The organism is Tamlana sedimenti (assembly GCF_038148895.1).
GTDB lineage: Bacteria > Bacteroidota > Bacteroidia > Flavobacteriales > Flavobacteriaceae > Tamlana.
Genome location: NZ_JBBVGQ010000003.1, coordinates 204,886 through 227,598, shown reverse-complemented (window position 1 = coordinate 227,598; position 22,713 = coordinate 204,886). Strand labels below are relative to the sequence as shown.

Here is a 22,713-nt window from a genome sequence, read left to right as displayed (position 1 = left end):
CCTTTTTTTAGGTTGTATAATTTCAATTATTCTGCAATAATTATTTAACCAATAATTTAACAGCTTTTGCACCTTCATAGGTTTTAACTGTAGCAATCCAAAGACCTGTATTGAAGTTAAAATCTACATCTGAATTAGTTTTAAATGATTTAACTAAAGCTCCAGAGATACTGTAAATGTTAATTTCTGTTGAAGATTTTACGTCAGAAACATAAATTCTGTTTCCAATCGCTCTAACGTTAGAAGAAACGTTTGAAACTTCACCAGCTTTATCAATACTTAACGTGAAATCTGGATTAGCTACTAATGTGTCAGGGATTTCTCCAGCGCCCCATGTAAGCATATAAGCGGCATTTCTCCAAATGGTTAAAGCTTCAGGGCTAATATTAGCACCGTCTCCCATAATCATGGCACCATAAGCAAATGATAAAGCAACAGCGTTAACTTGAAGTACATCATTAGTATCTTCACCTAACTGGGTACCAGAAGGTATAAAATTGATTACAAAAGCTTTTGCGGCATCTGTAACTTCAGGAACAGTCGCTATACTAGCAGCAGCTGGACTAGAAATCTCAAGATTATTTAAGATATCAATAGCTTTGTTTCCTCCAACACTGCCGTCATTATCGGCTGTAGCCTCAGCAAAAATTCTAATGTCGTTACCACCTGAAAAATCAATTCCTTTAAATAGAGGGTGGGCTGTGTTTGTTGCGGTAACAGATACATTTTGAGTTCCTGAAACAGCAGCATCAGCATCAGTAATAGCAAGGTTATTTCTAAAAGCCCAAGTTTTATTATAAATAACAGGAACAGATACATTTTTCACACCTAGAGGACCAGTTGGTTTCCATATACCATTGCCAGAACCAAAGGTTTCTTGAGCAATAACCAAATCATAACCAGCAAGATCTAGACCTGTGCCTGCGGCATCCGTTTCAATTACCGTTATATTAAATTTATCGTCAGCATCAAACATTCTAGTAATAGGGTCATTTGTGGTTGTAGAAGCCCCAGCAGCTGTTGAATAACCTGATAACTGTACGTAGGCTATTTCCTTAGGAAGGAAATAATCAGGGTTTTCAACTAAAGTAGTTGGTACAGTAAGTCCAGAAAGCATATAAACGGCATTTCTCCAAATAGTTAATGCTTCAGGGCTTATGTTGGCACCATCACCTCTTACTTGAGCACCATAGCCAAACGCGAAAGCAACAATATCTACAGGTGCTTGGTCAGCCGCATTCTCACCTAATTGAGTGTTTGCAGGAATATGATTTATTACAATAGATGAGGCTGGATCTATAACCTCAGGAGTAGTGGCCAAAGTGCCTCCTGCTACATTTGAAATATCTAGGTTGTTAAGAACTTTAAGGCCTGTTGTTCCAGCTGTTCCGTTATCTGCGGCACCGCTTTTAAATAATCTTACATCATTTCCGCCAGAAAAATCTATTCCGCTAAATAAAGGGTTGCCTTGATTTGCTGGATCTACCGTAACTGAGATACTAGTTTTAACGTTTGCAATACCGGCAACTGGTGCAGTAACATCAGTAATGGCCCTTCCGTCTCTAAAAGCTTCCGATTTACAATAAATTACCGGTACCGTAATGCTTTTGAGCGCTAGAGGTCCTAAATCAGGTTTCATAGCGTTGCTGCCTGAGGACACGCTTTCCTGAATGATGATAAGGTTGAATGGACTAAGGTCTGCAGGTGAAATCGCTCCTACACCATCTATGGTTCCAGCAGTAACCTCAAAATTTTCATCGGCATTAAGCATTCTTGTAATGGCATCATTACCCGGTACTGAAGCTTGGCCGCCCTCATCATTTGTATTCGCATTGTTTAAGTAAAGAATTTTTACAGGTTTCTTACGTAAAATTTGGTAAGTAACTTCCATATATGGTAAGTAGATATCAGAACCTCCATTAACATCAGAAGCCAAAAACTCTAAATTTTGTGAGTTGCCAACTGTAGCAAAGAATTCGATAGTAATGAATTCATTTAAATCTTGTCCAGAAGTAGCTGTAGCATCAAGAACTTCTTGATAAGGATTGGTAGTTTGTGAATTGCCGTTCACTTTAATCCATGACTTACTGTTATTGTTAGCCATTTTAAAATCAAAGTCTAGACTTGAATATTCAGATAAAGGAACTTTAACAACAGCGGTTCCAAGAGGTTTTAGTAGAACTCTAGAGCCATTTTTCATATCTAGTCCATATTGTGTACTATGGAAATTATCGTTTGGCGCATGTCTATAATCCAATCTTCCGTCAGCACTTTTTAATCTATCAGTTTGAGGAGCAGCAAGAGCTTCTGGCGATCCTTGAATGACGTAACCTTCTGAATTATCCGGAATAATTGAGCCATCTCTAAAGTCGTAAACTGTTGTTTCTTCAATAATTTCATACTTATCATAATCTGGATTTACATATAATGTTGCTGGAACGGTTTGTCCTGTTAACATATAAGCTGCATTTCTCCAAATGGTTAAGAATTCTGAAGTTACATTACCACCGTCCATTTTTCTAATGGTACCAAAGTTGAAAGGGAACGCTATAGCATCTTGTGCAAAAGTACCATCAGCAGTAGTCCCAACTTGAGTTCCCGAAGGGAAGTAGTTAATGCCAACCGAAGTAGCATTATCGGTAAGTTGTGGCACAGAAGCTACTAGAGTAGTAGCAGATGATATTTCAATATCATGAACAACATCACAGGCGTAAGGGCCTACATTACCTTTATCATCTGAAGTAGTTCTTAAAAATTCAACGGTACCACCAGAAGTGTCAATACCATTAAATAATGGGCTTGCGCCATTTACAACAGTCATAGATAGCTCTTGGGTTCTTGTAACATCTGCCGTAGCAGAAGTAACCAATGCGGTTGAACTACCTCTAAAAGCATATGATTTTCCGTAGATAACAGGTGCTGTTATTTGGTCTGGGTGTAACGGATTGCCGGCTTTAAAAGCAGCATTTGATGAAGCCAAACTTTCGCTAGCAATTACCAAATCGAAACCCGTTAAGCTAACTGGACTTGATACAGCATTGCTTCCAGCAGCCTGAGTGCCCATTTCCGTAACGGTAAAATCAGCATTGGCTATTTTAACCCAAGAAACGGTAAAATTGGCATCTGCTTCCAACATTCTCGTTATTGGATCGTTCCCTGGTAACGAGCTGCCATTACCTTCGTCATTTGTGCCGTCCTGTAAAATATACAAGACATTTTGTTGTGCCATCACATGACTTGAAGCCAATGCAAATAACAACGTAAACAATAAAAATGTAATTTGTTTTTTCATAATTTAGTTTATGTTATAGTTAATAATTTCGTCACAAACATTACTAGTGTTTATGCCTAAACACTGCTAATATTTAAAATTTAATAATAAATCAGTGGTATTTTTGAACGCTGAACGATTTCATAAGTCGTTTTTTGCGAAATCGATTACCCAAGAATTAGTGTGAAAATAGTTTTATAGAAAAAAACGTTGGTCTAAATGAAATAAAGTTCCGTTAAAATAACTTAAAATTAAGTTTGACGTAGGTTTTTTCTTTTAAACAAAGAATAAAGTGTCAAAAGAAAAATTAAATTTTATTTTTTAAAAACTTTCCAGTTTCGGAATCTTTCACCTTTACAATTTCTTCTGGAGTACCAAAAGCTACTAAATTTCCGCCGTTTTCGCCTCCCGTTGGGCCTAAATCGATGACGTGGTCGGCACATTTAATTAAATCAATGTTGTGTTCCACAACTATTATGGAATGACCATTTTTTATAAGCGCATCAAACGATTTTAAGAGTTTTTGAATATCATGAAAATGGAGCCCTGTTGTTGGCTCATCAAAAATGAAGAGTGCTTTTTCTTTGCTTGATCCTTTGCCCAAAAAAGAAGCCAGCTTAATTCTCTGTGCTTCACCGCCAGAAAGGGTAGAGGAGCTTTGTCCCAAAGTAACATAGCCCAAGCCAACGTCCTGTAAGGGTTGTAATTTGGCTTTTATTTTAGACTGCTTATTTTCTTCAAAAAAGGCTATAGCATCATCAATGGTTAAGTTTAAAATGTCATCAATGTTTTTGTTGGCGAATTCAACTTCAAGAACTTCTTTTTTAAAGCGTTTGCCTTTACAAGTTTCACACTCTAAATGCACATCGGCCATAAATTGCATTTCAATGGTTACTTCGCCTTCACCTTTACAAGTTTCGCAGCGACCACCATCCACATTAAATGAAAAATGCTTTGCCTGATAATTTCTTATTAAACTCAACTTTTGTTTGGAAAACAAGTTTCGGATATCGTCGTATGCCTTTATGTAAGTTACAGGGTTGGAGCGTGAAGACCTTCCAATAGGATTTTGATCAACAAATTCAATATGCTTAATGTTACTGAAATTTCCGTCTAAGGATGAAAATTGTCCTGGCTTATCGCTGAAATCCGTTAGTTTTTTTTGTAACGCTGGGTAAAGGATTTTTTTAACCAAGGTGCTTTTCCCACTACCTGAGACCCCAGTAACAACCGTAAGCATCCCCAATGGAAAAGTAACATTGATGTTTTTAAGGTTGTTTTCTCTGGCTCCGATGATGTCAATATGGTATTTTGAGGTTCTTCGGGTTTTTGGCACTTCAATTTTCAAATCTTCATTTAAATATCGTGCCGTTAAAGATTTGGACTTCAGAATCTCCTGAAAAGTACCCTTCGCCACCACTTGTCCGCCTAGGGTTCCAGCTTCGGGCCCTATATCTATTATGGTGTCGGCAGCTCTCATGATGTCTTCATCGTGTTCTACTACAATTACTGTGTTTCCTAAATCACGTAAAGATTTTAATACTGAAATCAAGCGTTCGGTATCTTTTGGGTGAAGGCCAATACTGGGTTCATCCAGTATATACATAGACCCAACTAAACTGCTCCCCAATGAGGTTGCCAAATTAATGCGTTGGCTTTCACCTCCCGATAGGGTGTTCGATTTTCGGTTTAAGGTTAAATAATCTAACCCTACATTGGCTAAAAACGAAAGCCTGTTGTTGATTTCTTTAAGTAATCTGCTTGCAATTTGGGTGTCATAATCATTAAGTTCAAGTTGATTAAAAAAATTGGCCAATTTGTTTAGAGGCATTTCAACTAAATCTGTAATTGTTGCGCTACTAATTTTTACATAGTTTGCTTCAATCCTTAGTCTTTTCCCGTTACAGGTTTTACATTTGGTTTTTCCACGATAGCGCGAAAGCATCACACGGTTTTGGATTTTATAGGCTTTTGATTCCAATTCGGCAAAAAAGGAATTCAACCCCTCAAAATATTTATTGCCTTCCCAAATCAATTGTTTTTGTGTGTCGCTCAACTCAAAATAGGGCTTGTGTATGGGAAAATCGAATTTATGCGAATTATTCACCAATTGGTCTTTATACCAACTCATACTTTCACCTCGCCAGGGAAAAATGGCGCTTTCATAAATAGAAAGTCCTGTATTTGGAATCACCAAATCTTCATCAATACCAATAATATCGCCATAACCTTCGCATTTTGGACAAGCACCGTAGGGGTTGTTAAAACTGAACAAGTGAACGTTTGGCTCTAGGAAGTTGATGCCATCCAACTCAAACTTATTGCTAAAATGACGTTGCTTGCCATCTGATAATTGTTCAATAATGCATTCGCCTTTACCTTCAAAGAAGGCTGTTTGAATGGCGTCTGCCAATCGGTTATAAAAATCTTCATCGTGCTGCACAATTACCCTGTCAACAACCAATTTAATTTCATCTTTGGTGGAAACGGATTCAACTTCGTCAATCCTTAAAACCTCATCATATTTTTTTATTCTGGCATAGCCTTGCTGTTGCAGTGTTTTAAGCTTGTCTTCCATGGTGCGCCCTTCTTCCAAGTGAATGGGAGCAAGGAGTAAAAGCTTTTCTCTTTCTGGAAAAGACTTTAGGTAATTTAAAACATCGGTAACGGTATCCTTTTTCACCTCATTTCCAGAAACTGGAGAATAAGTTTTGCCAATTCTAGCGAATAGCAGTTTTAAATAATCATAAATTTCTGTGGTAGTGCCGACTGTTGAACGTGGGTTAGTGGAATTCACTTTTTGCTCAATGGCTATAGCAGGAGCTATACCCTTAATATAATCTACTTTTGGTTTGTTTAACCGACCAAGAAACTGGCGAGCATAACTGGATAGGCTCTCAACATAACGTCTTTGTCCTTCTGCATAAAGCGTATCGAAAGCTAAGCTTGATTTTCCCGAACCAGATAAGCCAGTGATAACCACTAGTTTATTTCGTGGTATAACAACATCAATGTTTTTTAAATTGTGCAAGTTAGCACCCTTTATAATGATGTTTTCTTTTGGATTTACTTCAGAAATACTGGGATTCATAGACGTTTTCAGGAATAATTTTGCAAAGATATAATAACTAGTTGAGCCTAAAAAATGCATTATTCCTTAAAGGAATGTTAAAAAAAAGTGTTAATTTTTGCTTTTTAGGAACGATTCTTGTTATCTTTGGTTTCGTAATAGCAATTAAATCAACGTACGCCTATAGCATATTTTTACTTTTAAACATTTAACCCCAAGCAAAGAAGCCCTTATCTTCTATGCACTAAAAGTAAAAATTATGCAACACGAACTTATTACAGATGCTGCTCTAGTTAGTCATTACATTAAAGGTAATGAATCAGCCCTTGAGACACTTATTGTTAGGCACAAACAGAAAATTTACAGTTTTATTTATTCCAAAGTATATGATAAAGATGTTGCCGAAGACATTTTTCAGGATACGTTTATAAAAGTTATCAGAACACTGAAACGAGGTAACTATAACGAAGAAGGCAAGTTTTTGCCATGGGTAATGCGCATATCACACAATTTGGTCATAGACTATTTTAGAAAGAACAACAGGATGCCAAAATTTGACAATGCAGGGGAATTCAGTATTTTTTCTGTTTTGAGCGATTCTAGTTTGAATGCCGAAAAATCAATCATTAAAGAACAGGTTGAAAACGATGTTAGAAGATTGGTTGATGAGCTTCCTGAGGACCAAAAGGAAGTATTGTTAATGCGTATTTACAACGATATGAGCTTTAAGGAAATATCAGATAAAACAGGGGTTAGCATCAATACAGCATTGGGAAGAATGCGTTATGCCCTAATTAATTTGCGAAAGATTATTGATAAACATAATATTGTTTTAACCAATTGACACAATAAAGTGAATTTTGTTGCGTTATTGATTTGAATTAACCCTTAAATTGATAAAATGGCAAAAATTTACTCTGAGAAAAATTCTAAATTAGAAAAACTCGAACCGAAGGAAGAAACGGTTAAATTTCTTCTAAATTATTCAAAGGCTTTAAGTGTTATAAGTTGTAATAAATTGAAGTTTGAAGCACTTCTAAATTAAGTTGAGGAAAGTCCTGGTTTTCGAATCAGGACTTTTTTGTTTTGTAATATTCTTCAATTACCGATTTTCGTCCAATTCTTTTGGTTATCACGTCTTTTTCCAAATCCCAACCGCGCGCAGGGCAGTATTCTCTACCATACCAAATGATTTGAAGGTGTAAATCGTTCCATAATTCTCTCGGGAACAGTCTTTTGGCGTCTTTTTCTGTTTGAACCACGTTTTTGCCATTACTTAAATTCCATCGGTACATCAATCTGTGAATATGCGTATCTACCGGAAATGCCGGAACATCAAATGCTTGAGACATAACAACGCTGGCCGTTTTATGCCCAACTGCTGGCAAAGCTTCCAAATCCTCAAAACTTTTTGGAACTTCTCCGTTGTGTTTTTCAATGAGTATTTTGGACAGCCCATAAATCCCTTTACTCTTCATAGGAGATAATCCCACAGGTTTTATAATCTCTCTAATTTCTTCAACTGAAAGTTTTACCATATCATAAGGGTTGTCTGCCTTTTCAAATAGAAGTGGTGTAATTTGGTTTACACGCACATCTGTGCTTTGTGCAGACATAAGTACAGCAATCAAAAGGGTATAAGGGTCTTTGTGGTCTAAAGGAATGGGGATTTCGGGGTAAAGATTATTTAAGGTATTTATAACAAATTCAACCCGCTCTGTTTTGGTCATAAATTGTATTTTTGTTAAAAATCAAAGTTAAGACTATGAACACATTAAAACAAGGTGATAAGGCACCGAATTTTGAAGCCTTTGATGAGCAAGGAAACACGGTTAAATTATCAGATTTTAAAGGGAGAAAATTAGTGGTATTTTTTTATCCTAAGGCCAATACCCCCACGTGCACCGTTGAAGCATGTAATTTAAGCGATAATTATAAATCTTTAACCGATGCTGGTTATGCTATTTTGGGTGTAAGTGCCGATAATCAAAAAAAGCAAAGTAATTTTAAAAAGAAATTCAATTTTCCTTATCCTTTGCTAGCTGATGTTGATAGGGAAGTCATTGAGGCTTTTGGCGTCTGGGGGGAGAAAAAATTTATGGGCAGAACTTATGATGGTATCCACAGGATTACTTTTGTAATTGACGAAAATGGCATTATTTCAAAGGTTATTGATAATGTAAAGGCTAAAGAGCACGCAGACCAAATTCTTACTGATTAAATCAATATCAATTTATGAATAAACAAAAAAGAGACTGAAATAAGTCTCTTTTTTGTTTATTGCCAATTATCGTACTTTCCTCTTTCTGCTTAGGGTTAAAGGTTTTCTGGTATAGCCGAATAATCTGTAATCCTTTATGAGCTCTGCTGTTCCATCGGGCACCATATCTTCCCAACCTGTTTCACCTTCGGAAATCATGCGCAAGATTTCACGTGAAAATATATTCATGATTTTTTCATCGTAGTCTTTAATATCAACAACCTTACCGTTGTATTTAAAGAATTTGTATAATTCTTTCATTCTCGGGTAAACTTTCAGGTTTTCACTGGTAATCAATTCTCCAGTTTTTTCATCAAGCATTGGGTATAGATAAACCTTTAAATCCTTAAAGAAAAGCTTTCCAAAGGCCTCCAAAATACCACCGCTTATGTGGCGATAGTATTTTTCATCAAAAATTTCAATTAAATTACTAACGCCCATGGCCAATCCCATTCTGGCTTTGGTGTAATTTGAAAAATATTCAACCACTTTAAAATATTCCTGGAAATTGGAAATCATTACCGAATGCCCAAGTGAACATAATAAATCTGCTCTATCAATAAAATCCTGTTCATCAATTTCGCCTTCGGCCCTTAAGTTTGACAAAGTGATTTCAAAAACCACAACCGTTTTGTCCTTGTCAACTTTATTTTCCTTAATAAACATGTTGTATGACTTCTCATACATGGCCATATTTACTTTGGTTACGGGCCGGAAACTTCCACGAAGTGCCAAAATGTTTTTCTTGTAAAAAACTTTTGCGGGTAAAACATTAGTTCCATCCGGACCAAACATTACCGCATCGGTCATGCCATTTTTAACCAGCTGCAAACTCATTAATCGGTTATCCACGTTTTTAAAAACGGGTCCATCAAAATTTATCGTGTCTATTTCCAGTTGGTCTTTATCCAAATGGTCATACAAATAGCGTAGTAGTTTTTTTGGCTGGTTGTATTTATAAAAGGCCCCGTAAATTAAATTGGTGCCCAATATCCCCAGTGTTTCCTGTTGCAATCTAGCATCGGTTTCTTTAAAACGCAAATGCAAAATAATCTCGTTATAATCAGCCCCAGCTTCAACTTGATACCTAATGCCAACCCATCCATGCCCTTTAAACTGCTTTGCAAAATCAATGGTTGCTACCGTATTGGCATAAGTAAAAAATATTTTATTTGGGTTTTTTTCACGGGTTAACCTATTTTCGATTAGGTTCATTTCGTGAGCCAACATTTTTTTTAAACGGGGTTGGGTCACATAGCGCCCGTCGTCCTCAACACCATAAATGGCATCACTAAAATCTTTATCGTAGGCCGACATCGCCTTTGCAATGGTCCCAGAAGCGCCACCTGCTCTAAAAAAATGTCTGCACGTTTCTTGCCCTGCACCAATCTCGGCAAATGTTCCGTAAATGTTTTCGTTTAGGTTAATGCGAAGTGCCTTTGATTTTAATGAAGGAATATCATCAAATTCTTTATCTCCTTTTATAGTAATCTCCATACTTGTCAGGTTAAATTCAATATATGAGTAAAGATATTAAATTACTATCTGAAACGGAAAAATAACCTTATTTTTGGCTAAAAATTACGATATTTTGAAAATTACCTTTCTTGGAACGGGTACTTCGCAAGGAATCCCTATTATTGGGAGCAATCATCCAGTTTGCCTAAGTAAAAATCCAAAGGATAAGCGCCTAAGGGTTTCTATTTTGGTGGAATGGGGCAATTATACCTATGTGGTTGATTGTGGTCCAGATTTCAGGTATCAAATGCTGCGAGCCAATTGTAAAAGAATTGATGGCATTTTGTTTACGCACGAACATTCCGATCATGTTTTAGGATTGGATGATATTAGGCCGTTTTATTTTAGACAAGGCGATGTGCCAATATATGCCCATAAACGTGTTTTAAAAGAGATTAAAAAACGCTTCAGCTATTTTTTTGTGACGGAAAACAAATATCCAGGGGCACCAGCAGTAATAGAGAATAGAATTAAAAACAAACCGTTTTTGTTACATGGACTGACTGTTGTGCCTATAAAAGGCAAGCATGCAGAATTAAGTGTTTTTGGTTTCCGTTTTAAAGATTTTGCCTATTTAACCGATATGAAAACCGTTAAAAACAAAGAAGTTGAAAAGCTAAAAGGTGTTAAGGTTCTTGTGGTCAATGCGTTGAGGATTACGCCCCATAGGTCCCATTTTAATTTAGAGGAAGCGCTACAGTTTATTGAAAGAGTTAACCCCGAGAAGGCTTATTTAACGCACATTAGCCATTTACTGGGCTTTCATGATGAAGTTCAGGAATTATTGCCGGATAATGTGTTTTTAGCCTATGACGAATTGCAAATTACCGTTTAAATAAAAGATTATGAAACAGAAAATTTTTATGTATTTGTTTGTGTTTTCTATACTGCTTGTGTTGTTTCAGTATATGAATTCAAAGCGGGTTTTTGAAGATGTAAATTCCAAACTGGAAAAATATAAAGCCCTGTCCCAAAAATATAAAGATTCCATTGCTGTTTTGGAAAATGATATCTTGGAGCTTTCACATTTTAATCTGTATAGAAACGAAGATGCCATAAGTTATTTTGAAAGAGATGGTTATAATGTTGATGAACTCATACCGTTCATTAAAGATGAGCTTTACAAATTAAACGAGGTTAAAGGCGAACATCCAATTGTACCGTATGCTGCGAGTGAGGGCAGAAAAATGATGATCAATACGGTAAAGATGTTAAATCACAAATGGATTATTGCCGATTTTTCAGATGGACAATATTGGGGCGAAATCTTTTTAACGTACCAAATAACTGAAAACAGGGAGTTGAAATTCAATTTGGTTGAGTCCTTTCTTTATCCTTTCGATTAATCGCTATTCAACTTTATAGGCTGTACCTTTTTGCTTTTTGGTTTCGCCTACATAAGAATATTCAAAAGTGTATGAGGAATCTGTTGTAGTTAATATTTTAAGATGAATATCTTTTTCCTCAGCCATATTTTTTGGGTTGATTGTTTTGAAAATAACTTCGCAATCGTTTATCCATCTTAATTGAGAGGAGTCTATTTTGCCATTATAGATTTCAACCTGAAGACTTTCGCTTCTTTCGAATTCCGATTTGTATAGAATGTCGTCAATAATAACTTCGCTGTAGAATGTTCCAGTTTTAAAGTCTTTGCAATTTCTTTGAGATTCGTAGCAATTAAATAGTAACAGGAATAGGGCTAAGTATAGAAAGCGCATAATTTCATTTTCAACAAAAATACAAAATGGGGCAGTTAATTCTGAAAATTTTTAAAACTTCCGTCCGAATAAAAAATAACAATACGTTCGATGGTTTTGTCTGTTTGATTTTCAATTTCTAATTGATTACGTATTGTTTTTTCCTCGACAGGCTTTTTTGCTTCTTCTACAATTATATTTTTTTCTTCAGAAGGAAAATTTCCTTTTCCGTTAAACAACCAATACAAATCAATTTCAGGAAAGGAGGAAAGAACTTTTAAAATAAAATCTAAACTCGGTTTATTTCTTCCAGACAATATGTGTGAAATACTGGAACGTTGCACACCAATTTTTTCGGCAAATGAAGAAGCAGACTCACCATAATAGTCCATTATTTTTTGTAGCCTTTTAATGAAATCCTCAGTGTTTATCATTGTAAATGTATATTTGGAGCGCTTTGTTTTACAAATGTAACAAAACAACTTAAATTGAATAAAATAAATAGTTTAATATTTGGTTTTATTTGAAACTAAAAGTTTATTTAAAGTATTTTAAAACATTGAATTTAAGTATGTTAATTTAATTTTATGATATATGTTAAATTTTGTCTCTATAAATTCACATCAATAGCCAAAAAACACGGTACAATTGTAAACAAAAGTTAAAAACCTAACGTTTACAATTGTAAATTACTAAATGTTTACATTTGTCACCTAAACGAAACCACATGGAAATTGATTATATAAAAGGCTTGTTTTCAAAACACAAAGAAAACAGTTTGCAGCATCGTTACATAACCATTAAACATATAGAACCCTTGTTGGAAAAATTGGGTCAGAAGGTTGTTTTGGAAACGATTGGCGAATCAGTTTTGGGCAAACCTATTTACGGTTTAGAATTAGGTGAAGGCAAGAAAAGGGTTTTGATGTGGTCCCAAATGCACGGTAATGAATCTACAACAACCAAGGCTTTGTTTGATTTGTTAAATACGTTATTGGACGATTCATCTGGTTTAAGTGATATATTAAAAAAATGCACGTTATACATCATTCCTATTTTAAATCCTGATGGTGCGGCCGCTTATACTCGGGTAAATGCCAACAAGGTGGATTTGAACCGAGATGCACAAAATTTAACACAACCTGAAAGTAAGATATTGAGGTCTGTGTTTAATAGTTTTAAACCGCATTATTGCTTCAACTTACATGGTCAACGTACTATTTTCAGTGCGGGTAATAAAAATAAGTCCGCGATTGTTTCATTTCTCTCCCCAGCGCAAGATGAAGCCTGCAGCGTCACACCCAATAGAAAAGTGGCCATGGAAATAATCGCTGTTATGGATAAAGCTTTACAGAAAGTAATTCCCAACCATGTTGGCGTTTATGATGACGCATTTAATATAAATTGTGTTGGCGACACCTTTCAAAGTGAGCACGTGCCCACAATACTCTTTGAGGCAGGCCATTTTCCTGATGACTACGGCAGGGAAAAAACACGTGAGCTCATTTACTTGTCATACATAATATCTCTTGATTATATTGCAAAGAATGAGGTAACTGGCAATTTTTATGAACCTTATTTTAACATCCCAGAAAATGAAAAATGGTTTTTCGATGTTATTGTGAGAAATGCTTTAGTGGATGAAAAAATTATTGATGTTGGCATTCAATTTCAGGAACGATTAATTAATGAAAAAATAAAGTTTGTTCCTAAGGTGTTGAAAATTGAGAACTTGGAAGGTTATTACGGACATAAAGAGATTGATGCTCAAGGAAATGAGTTATTGGGATGTGGTAACCAAGTCGTTGAAATTGATTACGAAAACGTTTTCGTGATATTGAATAATGAAAAAATCTCATTAATTTCGAAATAAAGTACATGAATTATGTGTTATTATTAGCAAAAATGTATTAATTTTGCTTTTTATTTAAGAAAAGTTAATTATGGGGAGAATAAAATTAGACGAAATCGATCATCAAATTCTTGATATGTTAATTGATAACACAAGGATTCCGTTTACTGACATTGCAAAAAAATTATTAATCTCAGCTGGTACCGTCCACGTTCGCGTTAAAAAAATGGAAGAATCGGGGATTATTAAAGGCTCTTCCTTGATGCTGGATTACAAAAAATTGGGTTATTCATTTATAGCCTATGTTGGTGTTTACTTAAATAATACCTCACAAACCAAATTTGTTTTAGAGCGGATAAATGAAATAGCCTATGTAACGGTAGCCCATATAACAACTGGTAAGTTTAATATTTTCTGTAAAATACGTGCGAGAAGTACAGAGCATGCCAAAGAGGTGATTTTCTTATTGGATGATATTGAAGGCGTTTACAGAACTGAAACGATGATTTCTTTGGAAGAAAGCATCAATGATAAGAAAAGATTGATGCATTCTATTTTTAACGACATGTAACTAATTGTAGGTTTATATATTTAAGAAAAGTCCTTTTTACAGGGACTTTTTTTTTATTTCCTATCTATTTGGTATGATTGAGGTGTAAAAATTGCATTTCAAAGATTTTTTTTGAAAAGTGTTCTTAATTGTCAGATGTTTGTATATACAAATATTAACCTACCAAATTAGTTTTAACCTATGGTTTTCAATTCTTTAGAGTTTTTTATTTTTCTCGCTCTTGTCTTCTTCCTTTACTGGTTTATATTAAAAAAGAGCTTAAAGGCTCAAAATATTCTGATACTTATTGCCAGTTATATTTTTTATGGCTGGTGGGATTGGAGGTTTTTATCGTTGATACTATTGAGTACAGTAGTGGATTATTTTGTTGGTATTGCCATAGATAACAACACAGATAAAAAAATACGGAAAAGATGGCTTTGGGTTAGTGTGATTTTCAATGTGGGCCTTTTGGGATTTTTTAAATATTTCAACTTTTTTGTTGATTCTTGGGTAGATATGTGTTCTGTGTTAGGGTATCAGATTAAAAGTACTTGGACATTACAGGTTATATTGCCTGTAGGTATTTCATTTTATACGTTCCAAACCATGTCTTACTCTTTTGATATCTATTATAACAAACTCAAGCCAACAAAAAACTTTCTCTCTTTTGCAGCTTTTGTTAGTTTCTTTCCACAATTGGTGGCAGGGCCAATTGAACGAGCATCGAATTTATTATCGCAAATTCTAAATAAACGAACGTTTAGTTATGATCAAGCCGCAAGTGGTTTAAAATTGATTTTATGGGGCCTATTTAAAAAAGTGGTTATAGCGGATTCTTTGGCTCCTATTGTTGATGACGTTTTTGCAAATCATGCAACTTATCCGGCATCAACATTGATTTTAGGAGTAACCTTGTTCAGTTTTCAGGTATATGGGGATTTTAGTGGCTATTCTGACATTGCCATAGGTACGGCCAAACTTTTTGGTATCGAGTTAATGTCCAATTTCAGGTTTCCAAATTTCTCAAGAAATGTTGCGGAATATTGGCAAAGATGGCACGTGTCTTTATCTACTTGGTTTAGGCATTACCTTTATATTCCAATGGGAGGTTCTAGGGTTAGTAAATTGAAATCTGTTAGAAACATCATTGTTATTTTCTTGGTCAGTGGTTTTTGGCACGGTGCTAACTGGACGTTCATTTTTTGGGGTGCATTTCATGCTGTAGCTTTTATTCCTGTATTTTTAATGGGAAGAAATACCATATACAAAAACAGTGTAGTTGGCGAGAATTCTATTTTTCCTTCATTTGTTGAAATTGGCCAGTTAATATTGACTTTCGGAATCGTTACCTTCTCAAGAATATTCTTTAGATCTGAATCCATTACTGGAGCGTTCGAATTTATCAAGAGAATTTTTTCTGATTTTTCATATACTGAATACATGCACCCACAAGGGTATCGCATGATTGATTATTATCTGCTTGTTGCAGCATTTGTTTTATATGAGTATAGAATGCGCAAGGATGAGCGTTCCCCGTTTAATTTTAAATCAAAATATGTAAGATTTGCTGCTTATACAATCGTTATTTTACTCATGATGATGTTCTACGATGATGGGGTAGACAGATCCTTCATATATTTCCAATTCTAAAAAAATGAAGAAGTTTATATTCAAAACCATCTTTTATATTGTTTTGGTGCTTATAGCATTGGAAGGACTTGTTCGTGTTCTGCATTTATATAATGATGTGCCTTTGGATTTGTATATTGACGAATATGGTATCCAGAAAACTGTGCCTGGGCAAGCGGGTTTTTCGGTCACTGGAAATAGACGGATGAACTTTTGCGAATTTCATATAAATAAATCTGGTTACAATTCATATCGTGAGTTTGTGCCAACAAAGGATAAAATAGAAATAGCACTCATAGGAGATTCTTTCATAGAAGGTTTTAACCAGCACTATTATGATTCTACCGGAAAAAAGATTGAGAACAATCTAGACAACGAGGTTGAAGTTTACGAGTACGGACGGGGCGGTTATGATATGGCGGACCAGTTGTATATTTTGAATTCGTATAAAGAGACTTTCGACCTGATCGATCACGTGTTCATTTACATGAAGTTTGAAAACGATTTTAAACGACGTGAAATTAAGCCAGATCATGATTTGGTGAATTTGAAGTATACCTTCAAATTTCAAATTAAAAGATATATTAAACTTCTAAAATATTCCAATGCCATAGGGCTTTTTGATGTTGTTAAGAACATGATTTATAGAAACAAACCCAAAGGCCATCAAAAAGTTGAAAAAGAAAAAGTTGATGAAAATGCTTTGGCTATGGAGTATATTGATAATTTTAAAGCCGTTGTTAATCGTTACGGTTTTAACAAAGAGAAGAACACCTTTTTGTTGGATAAAAGAAAAACTAGCCCATTATTTATTGACTACTGTGATAAAATGGGATATAAATACCTGGACTTCGGACCTGCTTTTGAAAAAGAAACAAAGCCAACCATCTTGATCTATGATAGGCATTGGAATAACCGAGGGAGAAGAATTATAGCCAAGGTTATTTCCGATTACGTCAAAAAAATAGATAATCGTCTTTAACTAAAAAATCATCTTTTTTATTTCTATAAAGAATTTTTGAGTTATCTGGAGCAGTTAATTTATTACTTTTTGTTTTTTAATATAATTGGCAATTACTGAGGCCAATATATTTCGCCCGTGATTGTTCCAGTGTTGGTCGTAAATTAGGGTAGTGGGTTTTTTGGAAGCATCCATAGCCGGGCCAAAGTCCAAGTATTTGTAGCCAATAGAATCACAATATTTTAAAAACAAAGGACTTGTTTTTTTAGAATCCAACAAAAATACTGTTTTACTTTTATCAATAGGGAATGTAGCAGCCAGTTTGTTAAAATTCTCTAAGTATTTCTTTGTATCTTCTTCTGAGGCATAATTGTCAATATACTCTTTTTCGATTTCATTGTGCCCCAAAAGCCTATTTTTTAGCTTTGAAAACGGATTGAAAATCCCAATGTTTTGCGCATATGTAAGAAGCTTGATGTTATCTTTTATTTTATAGGTTAGTCTGTTTTGCAAATTTACACGGTAAAAATTTGGCTCGTACTCACCACGCTCTAGGTCAGTATAAAACTTCATGTAAATCAAGGTAAAATCTATATTTTTAAATTGGTCTTTATAAGCTTCAATCAAATGAAATTGGTCAGCAAGATCCCAGCCTGAATAGCCATATTCAAATACTTTAACATCATTATTTAAAAGCTCTTCAACTTTTTTGCCTGTGGATTCGTAAAAATTTTGATGGAATCCTTCAATGAAAGAATCTCCTATGAGTGCTATTTCAACATCATTTTCTGTAGGGATGAATTCCCTGTACGAGTTAAAACCGGTACTGTTAATATGGTATTGTGCAAAATTCATTCTTCTGTTACCTGTCACATAATAGCCTTCTTGGTTGGGAGAATTTACCTCAACATTCAAGTCATTGATTTCGTAAGGCGGATATTGTTGGTATAGATGAAGAACCCTTACCATGCCTTCCAAGCAAATGAGTATTAAAATGGTATATAGAATTATTTTTCCAATTAATCGTATCATATTAATTCCTAATTTTTAAAAATATAGGGTTGAGTTTTAACTGTTGTACAAAAGTAAACTTGCTAGCGAAATTAATGGCGTATTTAAAAATAGCATGCCAATCTATCAAGCAAAAGCAGATAAGTCTGTATTGCCTAAAGGATATGCCCATTAATTGCCCAATGGACATATGAAATACTATGGCAGACACTAAATAAATATTTCGGTATTTACTGTTAACAAATACTACAAAGGCCAATAATTCAAACAGCAATGAACCAACAGACAATAAGATAACCAAAAATTTGCTATTGGCAACATAATCGGCAATATGGTTCCATTTTTTTAAGGTTTGGTAATTGCCATAAGTGTGTGCCACAAAACCAAATTCGTCTTTCCACAATGCTTCAGAATTGGTTTGGTTGTCTGAAAATACGATTTGCTTTGTTCCGTTTTCATATTTATCTGTACGTTCTTTCAGGTAAAAGCTCAAAGTGGAACCATCAAGCCATTTGGCACCATGGCCATACCTTAATTTTGATACACCGGCCGTAAAATAAGTTAAAACCACAAGTAGCAAAACCAATTGCGTTCCCCATTTTGGAGATTTGGCTTTTGTTTCATTTCTTACGAATCGATTAACAATCCAATCATCAATAGATATTTTCATGGTTCCAGGTACCAAAGCCAAGGCAAACATGACTTGGCTGGGCAAGGACATGTGATGGTCAAAAAGTCCATAGCCCTCTCCAAGCCCAAATATAAAGTAGCCCATAAAGGCTAGAAACAACAAATTCAATCGCCCTAAAACCCCTATAACAGCACAAATGCCAGAAATGAGTATGGCATATTTAACCATTATAAATTCAGTTGGGCTAAGGGTATAAAAGAAATCGGGTAAAATATTTAAAAACCATGTTTTTGCAAGCGAATAAGAAGGATCAAAACTAGAGTAAAAGTCATAAGAAAAAGCGGCTAGAAGCTTTTTTGTAAAAAAAACAGGAAGCGTTAATCTAAGCAGCGTTAGTGGGCTTTTAACCAATTGTTGAATGATTATTAATGTTTTGATTATGAGAGATTGCATTAATTTTTTTATTGGTTAATGAACAGAATGATAGCTTTTACTATGGCTATCAAAATACCCAATGGTTTTTGCTGGAAAATGATTAATTCTATCCTGATGGGTTGTTTCAACCTTGAGTTCAATTCTTTCAAATGAAAGCTTGTATTCCTTTAAAAGAAAAGAAGAATAATTATTAAAAAATTCGTCCATTCTTTTTTGAAAAGCCTTCGGACTTTCAGAAAGCTTGTTGGTAAACGGGGAGATGCTCTCCGTTGAGCCATAGACTTTACTAAAAAAATGTCTTATAAAAAATTCCTCTGGCTTGCCATAGTATTCAGTCAAATCTGTTACGGTGTTGTCATTGATGCCTTCAAACTTGAAGAGGTACAAGTTCGTTTCCTCATCAATATAGTGGCCAAACATAGGCGCACAGGTATAAGGAAAGCTTTCAATACCAAAAACCATTACAAATAAATTGGGCAATAAAATCAAGCTAACAACAACAGGTTTATATACTTTTTTTAATCTTTTTAGGAGCATTGTCAAAGTGAATTACTATTTGTTTTCACAGCAAAAGCAGTTTTTGGATTTGTAGTAACCCCTTCTGTGCAAATAATCAACCGCTTTTATTTTGAACATTTCAAATTTTGAAAAACCAAAATCGCTAACACTTATTGAAGTATCCAACGACTGCACATAATGCCACCATTTGGACGGTACATGCAATACATCGCCCGGTTCTAAAATTACTTTTATAAATTGGGCTTCTTTGAACTTTGGAAATTTTTCAGCGTCAAAATTGTTAATATCTACCAAGCTTGCCGCTCCACCATTAATATATTTTTCACTTGGGTACATTTTGTTATTGTACTTGGGCGGAACAATAAGGAACATTTTTTTGCCCATTATTTGTGCATACATGTTTTTGCCTGTATCGTTATGGAAACCTGAGATGGTGCCTTTTGGGCCAATCCAAGCCGTAACGTCATTGATGTCCACATGGTTTTCAAAAAATGAAAAGTCGATATCTTTTTTAAGATCTGGGAAATAATTGAAAATATCTAAAGTGGTTAGGTAATCCGTTATGGTTTTGTTGTTTTCTTTGGCATCTTTCAACCTTTGAATGAATGATTTAAAAGAGGATTTTTTATAACGATTATCATTTTGAATGAAATTGCCAGAAAGTAAATCTACTTCTGCCTCATTTTTTAAGTTTAGGAAAAAATCTAAGTTCCAATTTTTGGTAGCCCCCCAATCTTTGGCCATGCCTTTAATAAGTACGGTCTTTTTGTTAAAGTATTTATCCTTGAATGTTTTGGAGTCTAAATTGGTAACTTCTTCAACGGGGGTGCTTAGTTCTATAACTTCGTTTAAAATATTCATAACTATTGCTGGTTAAGTTAATTACATGTAAATATCTGTTTATTTTCAATGAATATTTATTATAATCGATAAATTGTCAGATAATTAGTTTTAAGGATTTTGAGTGACTATTACCTGGTGATTTATACCATTAAAACTTATGACATACTCGTTTTCCAAAGCGGTTTTAAAAGTGATTACTTGGTTGATGTGTGCTTTGTTCGCATATAAAAACTCGAACACAATTTTTTTAATCACATTATTTGAAGGAGAGTAAATGTCAACTTCTGAAAGAGAATCTATTTTTAATTTTGAATCTTCAACAATAGTATACTTAGCATCTTCAGCAAGGTTGTTTTTTCTGTTTTTCAAAGCTTTCAATCTTTTTACAAAATCATCAACATTATGATGTTTTAAAACGTTTTTGACTTCCAGTTTTTTTTCAGCTATAAAACCTGAAATTCGGTGGGTCAATTTGGTTTTGTTATAGATGATGTGGTGTTCAAAATCATAAATTAAATTGCTCCAGCGCCTTTTGTATTCCAAAGTGCCATAAGCCATATCCAGTATATCGTAATCGTTTTCTATGGCCCATTCCAAAAGTTTATATATTGAAATGTTGCCCAAGGCAAACTTTGAATAATCAATATCGAATGAGGGAATAGAGACAAATAAAATGTTGTTAAAATGATGGTTTATGGATATTTGAACCGGGATAGTGTTGTCGTACATCACAAAAATGGATGCATTGCCTTGGTTGATTAATTTAAAGGTTTCTTCTAAATAAAATGCCCAATTTTCAAGTATGGCATTACTTTCGTTTCGTTGGTTGAACCTAGTGGTGAGCATTTTATGCAGCCCATCCATATAAAAGGCATAATCTTCTTTACCAATACTTCCAAAAAACATTTTGTAGCTAACATCAAAACAATCTTCGAACCTGTTTTTGAAACGCCGTATGTTGGCACGAAAGCTTTTGCTATATTCTTTATTTAAAAATTCATCAATTGTTTTTTCCTTTTTTAGGTCGATGGCATAACCAATTATTTTGCTTTGCGGAACTTTCTTTACATTCCAGTCACTATTTTCTATAAACTCAGGAACCAGATATAATGGGAAAAGCTTGATTAAAACCGGTTGTTCTAATGAAGAATTCAGATTTTGATGTTTATGGAAGAAAACCTTATCGTTGCATACAAGCTTCAACTGCTTGTAATAGGGCAGTACCGTAATATGTTCTGTAAGTGTATTATAAAAATCTTGGTTTGCTATCATGTTTATCCGTTCCGCTTAATCCATTATAATTTTTTGACCACTTTGTTTACCCATTATTAGAAAGGTTTTGCTGCCTTTTTGATATACGTTTAAATCATTGAAATGTTCTTTGCTTAAGTATAAAAAATCGTTTATTGGTTTTTTAAGGTGATTGAATTCAATTTTAGTGAATTCTATTGGGGTTGATTCATCCCTTTGAAAATGGTCTCTATTCAATTCTTCAATTTGATAGCTTTGAAACAGCTTAACGGTATTCTCCGTTTTGCTATTTCGAGTTTTTATTTTTCGGTAAAGTTCATCAATCTTCAATGTCTTCAGATAGTTCTTTATTTTTATAAACCCTATACTATAAGCTGCAGCCATCACACCTGTAACCGATTTTGGGTTGTAAATAAAATGGTAATCATAATTATAAATACAATTGCACCAAACTTGTTTGTATTCTAAATCGCCATTGCCCATATCCATAATTAAATAATTGTTTTCACAACACCATTCCAGAGATTTGTAAACCATCATGTTGCCTAGGCTAAACTTAGAATAACTGATATCGTAACAAAAAATATGGCCAATAAAAACTTTGTTGACATGGTAATTGAGGGATATCGCAATAATTTGGTTAGAGGCGTATGTTACAAAAAGGGATGCCTCTTTCTTCAAAATTTTATTATGGGTTTCATTTAAGTATTTGTCCCATTTTCCTAAAATTTCTGTGGTATCATTTTTTTGGGCAAAGCGTGTTTCCAGCATTTGCTTTAAAAGGGCCATAATGTTTCGGTAGTCAATTTCAGAAATGTTCCCAAAAAACAGTTTGTGTTCCATATCAAAACACAGTTCTAAACGTTTAATGCGCCTTAAAATAGGAGACCTGGTTTGTGATTTTAAATTTTCCTTTAAATAGTGATCTGCAGTACTGTACCCATTTAAATCAATGGCAAATCCATCAAGGTTTTTTTGTGTTATTTTTTTAATCCTATGTTTTCCTTTCGGAAGTTTAAACGTAAAGTATTGAGGAAATAAGCTAATGGCATAGCAATTAAAACCGCTATTTTTTTCTCGCCCACTCTCTTTTTTTTCGTAAAAGGCAACACCGTTTTTAAAATGAATGGATTCGTAGCAATTGGGGATTAATCCTTTATCGTGGAATGTGTTATAAAAATCTTGTTTTTTCAAAATGGCCATAAAGGGTTA

At 34.5% G+C, this 22,713-nt stretch carries 20 protein-coding genes; 8 read left to right on the top strand and 12 right to left on the bottom strand.

Annotated elements, in window-relative coordinates:
- Window positions 1-40: 40 nt before the first annotated feature.
- Both WJN01_RS09360 and uvrA read right to left on the bottom strand, forming a co-directional pair.
- Complete coding sequence (locus tag WJN01_RS09360; protein ID WP_445196891.1) at window positions 41-3,292, bottom strand: T9SS type A sorting domain-containing protein; 3,252 nt, start codon at window positions 3,290-3,292, stop codon at window positions 41-43.
- Between the two features lie 286 nt (window positions 3,293-3,578).
- Window positions 3,579-6,362, bottom strand: coding sequence for an excinuclease ABC subunit UvrA (uvrA, locus tag WJN01_RS09355; protein WP_445196890.1), 2,784 nt, complete (start codon window positions 6,360-6,362; stop codon window positions 3,579-3,581).
- Between the two features lie 238 nt (window positions 6,363-6,600).
- Here uvrA and WJN01_RS09350 point away from each other — a divergent pair, with 238 nt between their 5' ends.
- Window positions 6,601-7,185, top strand: a complete 585-nt coding sequence (locus WJN01_RS09350) for an RNA polymerase sigma factor (protein WP_445196889.1) — start codon at window positions 6,601-6,603, stop codon at window positions 7,183-7,185.
- Between the two features lie 226 nt (window positions 7,186-7,411).
- On the opposite strand, the gene nth is transcribed toward WJN01_RS09350, so the two are convergent.
- Window positions 7,412-8,071 carry an endonuclease III gene (nth, locus tag WJN01_RS09345; RefSeq protein ID WP_445196888.1) on the bottom strand — a complete coding sequence of 220 codons (660 nt, stop codon included), beginning with the start codon at window positions 8,069-8,071 and terminating at the stop codon, window positions 7,412-7,414.
- Between the two features lie 35 nt (window positions 8,072-8,106).
- Between nth and bcp the strand changes: the two genes are divergently transcribed.
- Window positions 8,107-8,562 carry a thioredoxin-dependent thiol peroxidase gene (bcp, locus tag WJN01_RS09340; protein ID WP_445196887.1) on the top strand — a complete coding sequence of 152 codons (456 nt, stop codon included), beginning with the start codon at window positions 8,107-8,109 and terminating at the stop codon, window positions 8,560-8,562.
- Between the two features lie 66 nt (window positions 8,563-8,628).
- Here bcp and WJN01_RS09335 read toward each other — a convergent pair whose 3' ends face one another.
- A complete protein-coding gene (locus WJN01_RS09335) occupies window positions 8,629-10,098 on the bottom strand; it encodes a TonB-dependent receptor (protein WP_370476233.1) in 1,470 nt (489 codons plus the stop codon).
- A 94-nt stretch (window positions 10,099-10,192) separates the two neighbouring features.
- Between WJN01_RS09335 and WJN01_RS09330 the strand changes: the two genes are divergently transcribed.
- Complete coding sequence (locus WJN01_RS09330; protein WP_445196886.1) at window positions 10,193-10,954, top strand: MBL fold metallo-hydrolase; 762 nt, start codon at window positions 10,193-10,195, stop codon at window positions 10,952-10,954.
- Between the two features lie 10 nt (window positions 10,955-10,964).
- Window positions 10,965-11,465, top strand: a complete 501-nt coding sequence (locus WJN01_RS09325) for a hydrolase (RefSeq protein WP_445196885.1) — start codon at window positions 10,965-10,967, stop codon at window positions 11,463-11,465.
- A 3-nt stretch (window positions 11,466-11,468) separates the two neighbouring features.
- On the opposite strand, the gene WJN01_RS09320 is transcribed toward WJN01_RS09325, so the two are convergent.
- Both WJN01_RS09320 and WJN01_RS09315 read right to left on the bottom strand, forming a co-directional pair.
- On the bottom strand, window positions 11,469-11,837 hold the full coding sequence (locus WJN01_RS09320) for a DNA topoisomerase IV (RefSeq protein WP_445196884.1): 369 nt from the start codon (window positions 11,835-11,837) through the stop codon (window positions 11,469-11,471).
- Window positions 11,838-11,872: 35 nt separating this feature from the next.
- The gene (locus WJN01_RS09315; RefSeq protein WP_445196883.1) at window positions 11,873-12,250 is read right to left on the bottom strand and encodes a helix-turn-helix domain-containing protein; all 378 of its coding nucleotides are present in this window, start codon (window positions 12,248-12,250) and stop codon (window positions 11,873-11,875) included.
- Between the two features lie 293 nt (window positions 12,251-12,543).
- Between WJN01_RS09315 and WJN01_RS09310 the strand changes: the two genes are divergently transcribed.
- The 4 genes from WJN01_RS09310 to WJN01_RS09295 all read left to right on the top strand — a co-directional run bounded on the left by WJN01_RS09310 (window position 12,544) and on the right by WJN01_RS09295 (window position 16,832).
- A complete protein-coding gene (locus WJN01_RS09310) occupies window positions 12,544-13,689 on the top strand; it encodes a M14 family zinc carboxypeptidase (protein ID WP_445196882.1) in 1,146 nt (381 codons plus the stop codon).
- A 70-nt stretch (window positions 13,690-13,759) separates the two neighbouring features.
- Window positions 13,760-14,239: an Lrp/AsnC family transcriptional regulator gene (locus WJN01_RS09305; protein ID WP_370476223.1), complete on the top strand. Its 480-nt coding sequence runs from the start codon at window positions 13,760-13,762 to the stop codon at window positions 14,237-14,239.
- Between the two features lie 342 nt (window positions 14,240-14,581).
- Window positions 14,582-15,871, top strand: coding sequence for an MBOAT family O-acyltransferase (locus WJN01_RS09300; protein ID WP_445196881.1), 1,290 nt, complete (start codon window positions 14,582-14,584; stop codon window positions 15,869-15,871).
- A 4-nt stretch (window positions 15,872-15,875) separates the two neighbouring features.
- Window positions 15,876-16,832, top strand: a complete 957-nt coding sequence (locus tag WJN01_RS09295; RefSeq protein WP_445196880.1) for a hypothetical protein — start codon at window positions 15,876-15,878, stop codon at window positions 16,830-16,832.
- Window positions 16,833-16,886: 54 nt separating this feature from the next.
- Here WJN01_RS09295 and WJN01_RS09290 read toward each other — a convergent pair whose 3' ends face one another.
- The 6 genes from WJN01_RS09290 to WJN01_RS09265 all read right to left on the bottom strand — a co-directional run bounded on the left by WJN01_RS09290 (window position 16,887) and on the right by WJN01_RS09265 (window position 22,704).
- Window positions 16,887-17,843, bottom strand: coding sequence for a hypothetical protein (locus WJN01_RS09290; protein ID WP_445196879.1), 957 nt, complete (start codon window positions 17,841-17,843; stop codon window positions 16,887-16,889).
- A gap of 1 nt (window position 17,844) precedes the next feature.
- Window positions 17,845-18,906 carry an HTTM domain-containing protein gene (locus WJN01_RS09285; protein WP_445196878.1) on the bottom strand — a complete coding sequence of 354 codons (1,062 nt, stop codon included), beginning with the start codon at window positions 18,904-18,906 and terminating at the stop codon, window positions 17,845-17,847.
- Between the two features lie 15 nt (window positions 18,907-18,921).
- Window positions 18,922-19,425 carry a hypothetical protein gene (locus WJN01_RS09280; RefSeq protein ID WP_445196877.1) on the bottom strand — a complete coding sequence of 168 codons (504 nt, stop codon included), beginning with the start codon at window positions 19,423-19,425 and terminating at the stop codon, window positions 18,922-18,924.
- 15 nt (window positions 19,426-19,440) lie between these two features.
- On the bottom strand, window positions 19,441-20,268 hold the full coding sequence (locus WJN01_RS09275; protein WP_445196876.1) for a cupin-like domain-containing protein: 828 nt from the start codon (window positions 20,266-20,268) through the stop codon (window positions 19,441-19,443).
- A gap of 90 nt (window positions 20,269-20,358) precedes the next feature.
- Window positions 20,359-21,522, bottom strand: a complete 1,164-nt coding sequence (locus tag WJN01_RS09270; RefSeq protein WP_445196875.1) for a GNAT family N-acetyltransferase — start codon at window positions 21,520-21,522, stop codon at window positions 20,359-20,361.
- 15 nt (window positions 21,523-21,537) lie between these two features.
- Entirely contained in the window at window positions 21,538-22,704 is a 1,167-nt protein-coding gene (locus tag WJN01_RS09265) for a GNAT family N-acetyltransferase (RefSeq protein ID WP_445196874.1), read from the bottom strand.
- Between the last annotated feature and the right edge of the window lie 9 nt (window positions 22,705-22,713).